General features: G+C 35.1%; 9 protein-coding genes. 2 read left to right on the top strand and 7 right to left on the bottom strand.

Translation table 11 applies throughout. The annotated features are described in order from the left end of the window. The 7 genes from mscL to QWY91_RS03845 form a co-directional block, all read right to left on the bottom strand. On the bottom strand, positions 1-456 hold the full coding sequence (mscL, locus tag QWY91_RS03875; protein WP_290231877.1) for a large conductance mechanosensitive channel protein MscL: 456 nt from the start codon (positions 454-456) through the stop codon (positions 1-3). After that, complete coding sequence (locus QWY91_RS03870) at positions 456-3,086, bottom strand: DNA gyrase/topoisomerase IV subunit A (protein WP_290231875.1); 2,631 nt, start codon at positions 3,084-3,086, stop codon at positions 456-458. The genes mscL and QWY91_RS03870 overlap by 1 nt, the downstream gene beginning before the upstream one ends. A gap of 3 nt (positions 3,087-3,089) precedes the next feature. Beyond that, a complete protein-coding gene (locus QWY91_RS03865; RefSeq protein WP_290231873.1) occupies positions 3,090-3,572 on the bottom strand; it encodes a hypothetical protein in 483 nt (160 codons plus the stop codon). Further along, positions 3,569-5,431, bottom strand: a complete 1,863-nt coding sequence (locus QWY91_RS03860; RefSeq protein ID WP_290231871.1) for a DNA topoisomerase IV subunit B — start codon at positions 5,429-5,431, stop codon at positions 3,569-3,571. The genes QWY91_RS03865 and QWY91_RS03860 overlap by 4 nt, the downstream gene beginning before the upstream one ends. A 232-nt stretch (positions 5,432-5,663) precedes the next feature. Next, complete coding sequence (gene ychF / locus QWY91_RS03855) at positions 5,664-6,758, bottom strand: redox-regulated ATPase YchF (RefSeq protein WP_290231869.1); 1,095 nt, start codon at positions 6,756-6,758, stop codon at positions 5,664-5,666. 181 nt (positions 6,759-6,939) lie between these two features. After that, positions 6,940-8,139 (bottom strand): hypothetical protein, encoded by a 1,200-nt coding sequence (locus QWY91_RS03850; RefSeq protein ID WP_290231868.1) that lies wholly within the window; start codon positions 8,137-8,139, stop codon positions 6,940-6,942. Positions 8,140-8,252: 113 nt separating this feature from the next. Then, positions 8,253-8,984, bottom strand: coding sequence for a class I SAM-dependent methyltransferase (locus tag QWY91_RS03845; protein ID WP_290231866.1), 732 nt, complete (start codon positions 8,982-8,984; stop codon positions 8,253-8,255). A gap of 321 nt (positions 8,985-9,305) precedes the next feature. On the opposite strand from QWY91_RS03845, the gene QWY91_RS03840 reads away from it, so the two are divergent. After that, the gene (locus tag QWY91_RS03840) at positions 9,306-11,600 is read left to right on the top strand and encodes a GH92 family glycosyl hydrolase (protein WP_290231864.1); all 2,295 of its coding nucleotides are present in this window, start codon (positions 9,306-9,308) and stop codon (positions 11,598-11,600) included. A gap of 9 nt (positions 11,601-11,609) precedes the next feature. Beyond that, positions 11,610-13,988 (top strand): GH92 family glycosyl hydrolase, encoded by a 2,379-nt coding sequence (locus QWY91_RS03835; RefSeq protein WP_290231862.1) that lies wholly within the window; start codon positions 11,610-11,612, stop codon positions 13,986-13,988. The last annotated feature ends 121 nt before the right edge of the window (positions 13,989-14,109 follow it).

Raw genomic sequence — 14,109 nt, 5'->3', positions numbered from 1 at the left:
CTATTTTGAATTATTATTCTTTAGCAATTCATTTTGCTCTTTTACGAGATCGGTCAAATTCGAGAGTAATTCTATATCCTTTGGCGTAGATACCTTTTTATTCTTAGGATCTTGCGCTTGTGCTCTAAATCTGTTCATAAACTTTACCACGAGGAATATGGTAAAGCCAATAATAAAAAAGTCTATTAGCGCTTCTAATAAAGTTCCGTAATTTATCGCCACTTCTTCGATCGCTTCTCCACTAGCAGTTACTGAAGCATCTACAGCATCCCTTAAAACAATCTTGCGATTGGAAAACTGAATTCCATCGGTCATTAAGCTTAGCGGAGGGGTTATTACCTGCTTCACTAAAACATCAATCACTTTATTAAAGGCAGCACCAACGATTACCCCTACGGCAATATCTACCATATTACCTTTAATGGCAAATTCTTTAAATTCTTTAAAAATCCCCATTATTCTTCGTCAAATAATTTAGTCTGATTTTCTTCGGAAGAATCTTTATCCTCCTTAAAACTTGTCCCGGACTGATTGAAATCTACTTGGTTTTCTTCTTCGTCTTCATCCTCTTCTGGGTCGGGAACGTCTGGTAAAGGATCAAGTAGATTAATCGATTTCACCTTATCCGTAGTTAATTGATTTCCAAGCGCCTTAATTCCTTTTACTGAAATGAATTCTTCAATATTCACTTCTTCGTTTGGACGGCGATCTTTTCCTTTCAGTTTCGTAAATTCAATCTCGATCATCGGGAAAAAGTCGGTAGAAGCAATTTCTAAATAAGCATTTTCATGATCACTTATAAATTTCTCTTCTCTATCTGGATGTTCGATTAAGAATCGTTTTACATAATATCGCTCTTTTTCTGGCTCCCAATAAATTGCTGAAATTGGCTTTTTTGGATTCCATTTTTCAAGCACCACCATTGCCTCGTTAAAATGTTTGGTTAACTCTGGCTTAATAGTTTTTACAATACCATCTTGTGTAACGATCAATAAACGATCTTCTCCTTTAAATTCTCCTAAAAGTTCACCACGTTCATCAACATTTAGTCGTTTCACAACTTCATCAAACCAAATTTTTCTAGGCTTTAAAGTAGAAACACCTTCCTCTTTCATTTCAATCCGTTTCACCGAATATTTGGTGACAATATTTCCTTTTACGTTTCGCCCTTTGATTAAAATTTCAGCAAAATCTAAATCAAACTTCAGTTTTTTAATACTACCTACTTGTCTAAGGAAAACAGTAATAACTTCAGCTTCACCATTTGGATTCGCTGAGAAGTAATATACTTTAGAATCTTTTTTACCCTGCGTTAGATCGTATTCGCGATCTCTGGTAATCGATGTGACCGCAAAACGTTTTACATAAGTTTTACCAGCTTTTCCATCGCGATAAATCATGTTGTAAATAGTACGCTTGTCTTTCTTTTTAAAGACGGCCACATGTATAATATCTTTACCAATAAAAGTTTTAGTATCTACTTTGGTGACCATCATTTTACCATCTGCAGTGAAGCAGATAATATCATCAATATCAGAACAGTCAGTAACATATTCATCGCGCTTTAAAGCCGTACCTACAAACCCTTCTTTACGATTAACGTATAATTTGGTGTTACGGATAACAACTTTAGAAGCTTCAATGTCTTCGAATAATCTTAATTCGGTTTTTCGATCTTTATCCTGGCCATATTTCTCTCTTAATTTTGAAAAATAATCTACAGCGTAATCTACAAGATTATCCAAATGATGCTTTACACGGGCAATTTCATCTTCAAGAGCGTCAATCTTTTGCTGGGCTTTGTCGATGTCGAATTTAGAAATTCTTTTAATTCTAATTTCGGTTAACCTAATAATATCTTCTTCAGTAACAGCCCTTTTAAGATGCTTTATATATGGTTTTAATCCTTCGTCAATCGCTTTTATAACCCCTTCCCAGGTTTCTTCTTCTTCGATTAGACGGTAAATTCTATTTTCTATAAAAATACGCTCTAATGAAGAAAAATGCCACTGTTCGTCTAATTCATCTAGGGTAATTTCCAGTTCGCGCTTCAGTAAATGAAGCGTATGATCTGTAGAATATCTTAAGATATCGGATACTCCTAAAAATTCTGGTTTATTATCAACAATTACGCATCCAAGAGGTGCCAGTGAATTTTCACATTGGGTAAAAGCATACAGCGCATCTATAGTACGATCTGGAGAAATATTATTTGGAAGATGAATTTGAATTTCTACTTCAGCAGCAGTATTGTCTTCAATCTTCTTAATTTTAATCTTTCCTTTATCGTTGGCTTTTAAAACCGAATCTATTAAACTTGTCGTCGTGGTGCCAAAAGGAATTTCAGTAATGACCAGCGTATTTTTATCAAGCTGACTTATTTTTGCGCGTACTCTTACACGCCCTCCTCGTTGGCCATCGTTATAATTGGAAACATCTGCTATCCCTCCCGTTGGGAAATCTGGAAACAATTGAAATCTTTTTCCTCTAAGATGCTTTATTGACGCATCTATTAATTCATTAAAATTGTGCGGAAGCAAACGTGTACTTAAACCAACGGCAATACCTTCACCTCCCTGTGCTAATAGCATTGGGAATTTTACCGGTAAATTTACAGGCTCTTTTTTACGACCATCATAAGAAAGTTGCCACTCGGTTAATTTAGGATTATATAAAACTTCGAGCGCAAACTTAGATAATCGCGCTTCTATATATCTGGGAGCTGCTGCACGGTCACCGGTTAAAATGTTCCCCCAGTTTCCCTGCGTATCAATTAAAATATCTTTTTGGCCTATTTGTACCATCGCATCACCAATACTGGCATCACCGTGAGGGTGATACTGCATGGTGTGCCCAACGATATTCGCTACTTTATTATAGCGACCATCATCAAGATCTTTCATAGAATGCATAATTCGCCTTTGCACCGGCTTAAAGCCATCTTCCATGGCTGGTACAGCACGCTCTAAAATAACATAAGAAGCATAATCCAAAAACCAGTCTTTATACATCCCGGTTACTCGGATAATTTCTTCTTTAGGATTATTTAATTGTTCGTCTTTAGATTCTTCGGGATTCTCTTCCATAAGTTAAGCCACAGCTTTAGGTTTGTCCAAAACATTTTTTAAAGAACCGACCAATTCTCGTTTCTTTTTTCTACTTAAAAATGTGGTGTTAAAAGTATATTTTTTAAAACCTTTTCTTCGTCTGGATTTTATATAAATAGTGATGCTTGAATAAACACCATAATCTGAAAATTTATAATCGGCGAGCTTCCTCTTCGGAAATTCTGCTTTCTTTAATCGGTATTCCATAAACTTCGAAAAGAAAACGCCATTATTTTTGAGAATTAAGGTTTCTCCTTCGCCATCAAAATCAAAACTTACCCCAATTCTATGCACAAATAAGAATAACAAAAAGGTCACTATATTTGGCAAAAAATGACTAAAATTAATAGGCTCATCGCGGCCCATTAATTCGATATTCACAAATATATTAGTAAGAAAAACGGCCACCAAAACAATGTAAACTGGTGGTATTATTTTTACTTCGTTTTTATTATTCAATCTCATATGCCTAATTCTTCAATGAGATCAAGTTCAACCTTCAAATTGTCAATAATGAATTCCTGTCGATCTGGTGTATTTTTACCCATGTAAAAACTTAGTAATTCTTCAATAGATTTATCTTTATCCAGCATCACAGGATCTAATCGTATATCTTCTCCGATAAAATATTTAAATTCATCTGGTGATATCTCTCCTAAACCTTTAAATCGGGTTATTTCAACCTTTCCTTTAAGCTTATCTATAGCCTGTCTTCTCTCTTGTTCAGAATAGCAATAGATCGTTTCCTTCTTATTCCGCACTCTAAAAAGAGGTGTTTGAAGAATATAAAGATGATTTTCTTTAATCAATTCAGGAAAAAACTGAAGGAAAAATGTAATCAATAATAATCGAATATGCATACCATCAACATCGGCATCTGTTGCGATCACTATATTATTATATCGTAAATCTTCTAATGACTCTTCGATGTTTAAAGCCGCCTGCAAAAGATTAAATTCCTCGTTTTCGTAAACAATTTTTTTACTTAGTCCGAAACTGTTTAATGGCTTTCCTTTTAAGCTAAAAACAGCCTGTGTATTTACATCACGTGATTTTGTGATCGATCCACTTGCCGAATCTCCCTCTGTAATAAAAAGAGTACTCTCAAGATAACGTTCTTTTTTACTATCCCCTAAATGAATTCTACAATCCCTAAGTTTTTTATTATGAAGACTGGCCTTCTTCGCTCTCTCTTTGGCAAGTTTACGTATTCCCGATAAATCTTTACGTTCACGCTCAGCCTGTAAAATTTTACGCTGAAGTTTATCTGCCGTTTCCTGGTGTTTGTGCAGGTAATTATCAAAATTACGCTTTACAAAATCATTAATATAAGTTCTGACCGTTGGGAAATCACCTCCCATATCAGTTGATCCTAATTTTGTTTTGGTCTGACTTTCAAAAACTGGTTCCATTACTTTAATGGAAATAGCTGCTACCACAGATTTTCTAATATCTGAAGCATCATAATTTTTTCCGTAGAATTCTCTAACGGTTTTCACCAAAGCTTCTCTAAAAGCAGCAAGGTGTGTCCCTCCCTGCGAAGTATTTTGACCATTTACAAAAGAGTGATACTCTTCACTATATTGAGCTTTACTATGCGTGATTGCAAGCTCGATATCATCACCACGTAAATGTATAATTGGATATAATCGATCTTCCTGATTCAGTGTATCACTTAAAAGATCTTTTAATCCATTTTCTGAATAAAATTTTTCTCCATTAAAAATTATAGTCAATCCAGGATTTAGATATACATAATTTTTAATCATCTTCTCTATGTACTCATTTCTAAACTTGAAGTTTTTAAAAATAAGCTCATCTGGTACAAAAGTTACTTTGGTACCACGGCGACGAGAAGTTTCCTCCAATGATTCTTCTTCCTTTAAATTCCCCTGCTCAAATTCTGCGGCATGGGATTTCCCGTCTCTATTCGATTCAACTCTAAAATAAGAAGAAAGCGCATTTACTGCTTTTGTACCAACTCCGTTTAATCCAACAGATTTTTTAAACGCTCTAGAGTCGTACTTACCACCGGTATTCATCTTAGAAACAACATCCACAACTTTCCCAAGTGGAATACCACGCCCGTAATCACGAACGATAACACGTTGATTTTGTACAGAAACTTCGATAGTTTTACCAGAGCCCATTACAAACTCATCGATACAGTTATCTAAAGTTTCTTTAAGTAAAATATAAATTCCGTCATCTGCACTAGAACCATCTCCCAGCTTCCCAATATACATCCCGGGACGCATTCGGATATGCTCTTTCCAGTCTAGCGACCGAATATTATCTTCAGTATACTTTGTTTCCTGACTCATATGTGTAAATAGTGGAGATTCCCGGCTAATATAACATATACCGATAAAAGTTAAAACTCTGCAGCCACAAAGTAATTAACAAAGACTTTAGAAAAAGTGTTAATTCTCTTAATCTGACTAAAAAGCGCTTCAAATTCCTTCCTGAAGAATAAAATTACTTCAGGAAAAGGCTAAAGAAGATACTAATAATATAATTTTAGGAATGATATTATTTAATTACAATTGTGTTGAATTACACATTGAACCTAAAATGCATTACATCGCCATTCTGAACAATATATTCTTTTCCTTCAACTCGCATTTTACCAGCTTCTTTTACTTTAGCTTCAGATCCTAATTCTGAAAAATCATTATAAGAAATTACCTCAGCACGAATAAAGCCTTTTTCGAAATCGGTATGAATAACTCCCGCTGCTTGTGGTGCCGTAGAACCAATCGGAATAGTCCACGCTCTTACTTCTTTAACTCCGGCTGTAAAATAAGTCTGTAAATTCAGAAGACTATATGCACCGCGAATAAGTTTTGCAGATCCAGGCTCTTCTAAACCTATATCCTGAAGAAACATTTGGCGTTCTTCGTAATCATCAAGTTCTGTAATATCTGCTTCAGTTCCTACAGCAAGTACGATAACCTCAGCATTTTCCTCTTTTACTGCTTCACGAACACGATCTACGTGGCTGTTACCATCTACTGCAGCTTCTTCATTCACGTTACAAACATACATTACCGGTTTATCGGTAATAAACTGTAATGGATTGATAAATTCTCTATGCTCATCTTCAGTAAATTCAACCGCTCTAATAGATTTTCCTGCTTCTAAACCTGCCTTTGCTTTTAGTAAAGCAGCTTCTTCTTTCTGAGCTTCTTTGTTACCAGTTTTGGCTGCACGCTTCACTTTATCCAGCTTTTTCTCAACAGTATCTAAATCTTTAAGCTGAAGTTCCATATCGATCGTTTCTTTATCTCGAATAGGATCTATAGAACCATCAACGTGCACAATATTGTCGTTATCAAAACATCTTAGCACATGAAGAATAGCATCGGTTTCACGAATATTAGCCAAAAACTGGTTTCCAAGACCTTCCCCTTTACTAGCTCCCTTAACAAGACCAGCAATATCTACAATTTCTACAGTTGCAGGTTGTACTCTTTCTGGATTTACTAATTCTTCTAATCGTTGGATACGAGGATCTGGAACATTAACTACCCCTACGTTAGGTTCGATCGTACAAAAAGGAAAATTTGCACTTTGCGCTTTGGCATTGGAAAGACAATTAAATAGAGTCGATTTTCCTACGTTTGGTAATCCTACAATTCCGGCTTTCATAAACTAAATTTTGATGCTATTTATTTTGCGGCTGCAAAGATAGGAATTAGATACGAATTTACTCGATAATACCGATTTTAAATGTATCTGCAAAAATAGTGTTATAAAAAAAGGAGAACTTAGCTGTTCTCCCCTATTTCACACGGAAATTTCAATCAAAATTAGTAGATCTCCGAATAAATTATTCTACAATATACATTTCGTTCGAGGCTTTGATATATTCCTGCGGATTAAAAGTAGATTCGAAGGTGTTTTTTACAATATCCAGTTTCACTTCTAATTCTCCCATCTCCTTTTTCAAATAAGGATCCTTTTTATACTTTTCTATCAATCCTTCATACTTTTTTAAGTTTTCTAAAATTCTGAAAGTAATATCACCAAAACGAATTTTGAGATTCTGAACGGCTAGCATTTCATCATGGTAACTTTGCTTCCAGTTTTCAGGATTTTTTTCACGCTCCTCTACTATTTTATTTTCAGCAATTTTTGAAATATCCAGAATATATTGAGTTCTTTTCTTTGCATCGGTTTCTCCTGTAAATTTTCTATCAAATTCTTCAAGATTAACACCAAGCATTTTTACGAAATTTTCCTTCATCTCTTTATCCTGAAGGTTTCTCAATTCATCCAGACTTTTATTGATCGCCTCCCATTCAGTTTCAATTAGATCTTTGTCGTGCGTAAACTGAGATACCGAAGTTGTTAACTTCAACATCTCTATACTTTGTTTTTGAAGCTCTTTTTGTCTTCGGTTTAGAGATTCAATAAAAGTCCCTATTCCATCAAAAAGACTTCCAGCAAACATTCCTACAAATGGAGTTCCCTGGCTTAAATCACCGGTTACAGCCATAATATGATTTAAAGCGGCTAAGCTTGCATTGCTATCCTGTTCTTCTTTTACAAAATTTTGAAATTTACCAAACCATTCTTGATAACCTTCGTAATGCATAGGGTTACTCACTCTATCTAGCGTAGAGTAAAATTCTCTTGAGCTATTAAAAAGGTTTAGCGGTTTTATCTCTCGCTCCATACTGGCAAGATTTAATACTGCGGAACTGTAATTATATTTATAAACGCTTACCGTATTCTTATCGATTTCAGTTTGGCGTTGTTCCAAAAACTTTACGCGCTCTAAAAGTTTTTCAACTTTATCTGAAGCATTTTTAGAATTCTTGATACTCTCGTCAAGATTGGTGATTTTAGAGTCAATTTCTTTAATGCGAAAATCTAGATTCTGACTCAATAATGCTCGTTCCCGATTCAATTCTTTTAAAACCTGATCGGTTACCGTTTCATTAGGAACAGTAGTAGAAAGACTTTGCGCAAAAGTAGCTCCGCTAAAAGCAAGAAAGAGACTAAAGCTTATGGTTAATTTCTTCATTAGTGGTTAAAGTTGATATAGTTATCCAGCATTTTTTATGCCAAGCTAAATTATCAATTTTTACTTAATAATCGAGATTAAATGCTTCAACGCTACGCTTAAATATTCATTTTTTATAAAAGTTTACCAATTTTAAATAATATTGGGAATTCTATCGTATTTGAAGTTCCAAAGCTCATTTTTAGATCCTTATAAATATCATCTACAGGATCATATCCATTTTTAGCAATAAAATGTTTAACTGCAGACCATGTTTTTAAATAGCCAATAAGTCGATCAAAACTCCATTCTTCTTTAAAATTGATTTTGGATGTAGCTATTTCTTTAAACGGAAATGGGATTGTGTCATAACCTTCATCTAAATATTTTCGCTCTTCGTCCCAATAAGGACCAATGACTTCATAATAAAAATGTTGCATAATTTTATTAGTTTCAGCATTAGTTTTAAAAAGACTATAGCCTAAAACCGCTAATATCCCTTCAGGTTTCAGCGTTCGCTTTACTTCATCATAAAATTTATCAAAATCAAACCAATGGATGGCTTGAGCGACAGTTATTAAATCGAAAGAATGATCTTTAAAGTCAACATTTTCGGCAGGTTGAATGCTATAATTAATATTCTTTAATTTTGGAGCCTGTTCTATTTGATTTTCGCTAATATCAGTAGCCTCAACTTGATTAAACAATTTTGAAAGTTCTTCAGCAACCTGCCCATTACCTGTTGCGCAATCCCATGCTTTTGATCTTTCAGCAACATGCTTCATTATTTCATTGAAAACTGCGTTTGGATATTTAGGACGAAAATTTGCATAATTCTGAGACTGGTCTGAAAAGTTATCTTTCATTGGTTGGCTGTGTTATGATTTAAATACTGAATTTCAATTCTAATATTTTCTTCTGAATTGATCTTCAGAAATATACAAAATCGTATTATTTCTGCACTTGGATCTATTAAGATTTTAAATCCTTTTTCAATATTAATTATCTAAAGCTTAGCTTTCGCCTAATTATCTTTTGCGTCCATGACTTCCTAGCCACACAAATGTTTTTTTTATCGATTTCACTTCTTAGTTCTGAGAATTCTATAGTTTTTAGCTAAAACGATTTATTCTCTTAGATTTTATTTTCGTATAATAGCAATATCAATTAATTTTCGTTGTTATATCATGAAAAAAAAGTTATTTACGATTTTGGCGCTTCTCTCGCTCTTTAATAATGCGAAAGCGCAAGACCATCTTATTGAAGCCATAGATAATCCTGTAGATTTTGTAAATCCGCTAATGGGAACAGATTCTAAGCCAGAATTATCGAATGGAAATACTTACCCAGCTGTTGCAGTGCCTTGGGGAATGAATTTATGGACACCCCAAACAGGCAAAATGGGAAATGGATGGGCGTATACATACAATGCAGATAAAATACGCGGATTCAAACAAACGCACCAGCCTTCTCCCTGGATGAACGATTACGGCCAGTTTTCATTAATGCCAGTTACCGGCGGAATGAAATTTAATCAGGACGATCGTGCAAGCTGGTTTTCACACAAGGCTGAGAAGTCTACTCCTTATTACTATAAAGTCTACTTAGCCGATCACGATGTAACGGTAGAGCTTACTCCTACCGAACGTGCAGCGCAATTCAGAATGACTTTTCCAGAATCAGATAGTTCTTATGTGGTGATCGATCCTTTTGATAAAGGTTCTTATGTTAAAGTGATTCCTGAAGAAAATAAAATTATCGGGTATACCACGAAATATGCGCGAGGAAAATTAACCAATTTCAAGAACTATTTTGTAATTCAGTTTGATAGATCTTTTAATGATGTAAATACCTGGGAAGGCGATAAATTGGCTAAAGGACAAGCCGAAATGGAAGCCGATCATGCCGGAGCTATTGTTGGTTTTAAAACCAAAAAAGGCGATGTAATTAATGCAAAGGTGGCCTCTTCTTTTATAAGTTTAGAGCAAGCGCAATTAAATTTAGATCGTGAGATAGCAAATAACGAATTTGAGACAACTAAGCAAAACGCTCGTGATCTTTGGAATGAAAAATTAGGAAGACTAGAAGTTTCTGGCGGAACGATCGACCAGATAAGAACATTTTATTCCTGCCTTTACAGAACTTTATTTTTTCCGAATAAATTATACGAAATAAATCAAAATGATGAGATCGTACACTGGAGCCCTTACAACGGAGAAGTACTTCCCGGCTATATGTTTGCTGGTACCGGATTCTGGGATACGTTTAGAGCTCTATATCCTTTCCTAAATTTAGCATATCCCTCAATAAATAAAGAGATGCAAGCTGGTCTTGTTAACGATTTTAAAGAAGGTGGATGGTTACCAGAATGGTCCAGTCCCGGATATGCGAATATTATGGTAGGAAATAATTCAGCTTCTGTAGTGGCAGATGCATATATCAAAGGACTTAGAGGTTATGATACTGAAACCCTTTGGAAAGCTTTAGAAAACGGTGCAAATAACGAAGGACCCATGACTGCTGTTGGACGTGCGGGAGCCCCTTATTACAATGATCTTGGTTATGTTCCTTACGATGTTGGTGTTCACGAAAGTGCTGCTAGAACTTTAGAATACGCTTATGATGATTTTGCGATCTACCAATTTGGTAAAGCGATTGGAAAGTCTAAAAAAGAAATAAAAAAGTATAAAGAGCGTAGTATGAACTATAAAAATCTTTTTGATCCCGGCTATGGATTAATGAGAGGTAAAAATGAAGATGGAACTTGGCAAGAAGATTTTAATCCATTTAGATGGGGAAATCCATTTACTGAAGGAAATAGCTGGCATTACAGCTGGTCAGTTTTTCATGATGTTGAAGGTTTAATTGATCTTATGGGTGGTAAAGAAAATTTTGTCAAAAAATTGGATTCTGTGTTCTCGATGCCTCCAATATTCGATGAAAGTATGTACGGCGGAGTAATTCATGAAATTCGCGAAATGCAAATTGCAGATATGGGACAATACGCACATGGTAATCAACCCATTCAGCATATGATTTATCTTTACAACTATGCTGGTGAGCCTTGGAAAACTCAGAAATGGGCACGAGAAACTATGGATAGAATGTACATGGCAACTCCAGATGGTTATTGTGGTGATGAAGATAATGGCCAAACTTCTGCATGGTATGTATTTTCAGCAATGGGCTTTTATCCGGTGACACCCGCTGTAGATGAATATGTATTAGGCGCGCCATTATTTAAAAAGGTAACCGTGAATCTAGAAAACGGAAATAAAATAGTAATTGATGCTCCTAAGAACAGCAATGAGAATAAATTTGTTGAGCACATGGAGCTTAATGGAAAAACTTACAAAAAAAATTACGTAAAACATTCTGAATTGGTTGAAGGTGCTACGATAAATATCGAAATGAGTGCATCCCCAAATAAAGATCGCGGAACTAAAAAAGATGCTTTTCCATATTCATTTTCTAACGAATAGAATTAATTCATGATTTTAAATTCATTTAAAAAGGGAGTCCGACTTTTAAGCGCTGGTATTTTACTAAGCTCTTTAAGTTTATATACTTCCTGTAAAGACGCTGAGGCCGAAGAAAATTCGGTTTCAACATCTAAAATAAAAGGTGCTAAGGATTTTGCGCAATATATAGATCCAATGATTGGTACAGCTAAAATGGGACACACCTATCCCGGTGCAACTGTTCCTTTTGGTAGTGTACAATTAAGCCCAGATACAGATACTATTCCTTATGCTGTAGATGGTCATTACAATCCAGATGTCTATAAATATTGTGCAGGTTATCAATACGATGATAAAACCATCGTTGGTTTTAGCCATACACATTTTAGCGGCACAGGACATTCAGATCTTGGTGACTTTTTGATTATGCCCACCACAGGAAATCTTAAATTAAATCCTGGTACAGCTACAAATCCAGAAAGTGGTTATCGCTCCCGATTCTCTCACAATAAAGAAAATGCTGAGGCTGGTTATTACAGTGTAATGCTAGACGATTATAATATTAAAGCTGAAATGACCGCAACCACTCGCGTGGGAATGCATCAATATTCTTTTCCTGAAAATGTAGAAGCACACCTTATTTTCGATTTAATGCATGGTATTTATAATTACGATGATAAAAACGTATGGACATTTGTACGTGTAGAAAATGATACTTTGGTAACAGGTTATCGCCAAACAAATGGGTGGGCAAGAACACGCCGAGTTTACTTTTCCATGTCTTTTAGCGAACCAATCAAAGAGTATGGTAGAAATCGTTATGATAAACAACCTTACAATGGATTTTGGGGAAAATTCGACCAATCTAAAAATTTTCCTGAAATCGCTGGAGAGAAAATTAGAATGTATTTTGATTTCGATTTAGAACCTCAAGAAAAATTAAAGGTGAAAATGGCTATTTCTCCGGTAAGTTCTGAAGGTGCTTTAAATAACATGAAAGAGGAAGTTCCACATTGGAACTTTGCAAAGATTAAAAACGAAGCAAAAGCGAAATGGAACCGCGAGCTTAATAAAGTTCAATTAGCTTCAGAACATAAAGATGAACTAACTAATTTCTATACTGCAATGTATCATGCCTTTTTAGGCCCTACAGAATATATGGATACAGATGGCAAATACAAAGGTTTGGATATGAATGTTCATCAAACCGATGGATTTACCAATTATACTAGCTTTTCTCTTTGGGATACTTATAGAACTTTACATCCACTGTTTAATATTTTACAACCAGAACGAAACGCCGACATGGCCGAATCGATGATGGCGCATTACGACCAGAGCGTTCATTCTATGCTACCCGTCTGGTCTCATTATGCAAACGAAAACTGGTGTATGATTGGCTATCATAGTGCTTCGGTTTTAGCTGATGCTATTATAAAAGGAAATGCAGATTTCGATCAGGAACATGCATTAGAAGCTATGGTAAATACGGCAAGAACCAGATATTACGATGGTCTTGGTTATTATATGGATATGGGCTATGTTCCAGAAGATAAAAATGGAGCCTCCGTTTCTAAGACTTTAGAATATGCCTACGATGATTGGGCGATCGCTCAGGCTGCCAAAAAATTAGGGAAAGGAGACATCTATCAGGAATTTATTAAACGTTCAGAAAATTATAAAAATGTTTACGATGCAAAAACCGGTTTTATGCGTCCTAAACTTAGCGACGGCACCTTTAAAAAGGACTTTGATGAATTAAATACACACGGGCAGGGTTTTATTGAAGGAAATAGCTGGAACTACAGTTTATATGTTCCACACGCTCCTGCTGAAATGATCGAGATGATGGGCGGAAAAGATCAATTTTCTCAGCATTTAGATTCACTTTTTACTATGGAACTTCCAGATAAATATTTTGAAAATACTGAAGATATTTCTCGTGAAGGGATTATTGGGAACTATGTACACGGTAACGAGCCGTCACATCATGTTCCTTATCTTTATAACTGGACCAATACACCTTGGAAATCTCAAGACAAAATTAGAATGATCTTGAAAACTAAATATCAAACAGGATCTGACGGATTAAGTGGTAATGATGATTTTGGACAAATGAGTGCATGGTATATTTTCAGTAGTCTCGGCTTCTACCCTGTCGCTCCAGGATCCTTAGATTATGCTTTAGGAAGTCCCGCGGTTAAAGATGCGACTATAAATCTTGAAAACGGAAACTCATTTAGAGTACTTGCTAAAAATCAAAGTGATAAAAATGTATATGTGGAAAAAGTAGAGCTAAATGGTAAGGAATTATCTAAACCTTTTATTTCTCACGATACATTAATTAAAGGTGGCGAGCTAATATTTCATATGACTAATAAACCAAATAAAGAATTGTTTATAAAATAGTTCTATCATATTGTTTAAGACATAAAAAGGCGAGCATTTAGCTCGCCTTTTTAATTTTCGTGAATTTATGCCATAAACAACTTATCTAATAAGCTGAAAATTAGTTTTCATCTAAACCGTC

Source organism: Zunongwangia endophytica (assembly GCF_030409505.1).
Lineage (GTDB): Bacteria > Bacteroidota > Bacteroidia > Flavobacteriales > Flavobacteriaceae > Zunongwangia > Zunongwangia endophytica.
Note: the sequence above shows the minus strand (reverse complement) of the source record. Positions and strands in the feature narration are given on the sequence as shown.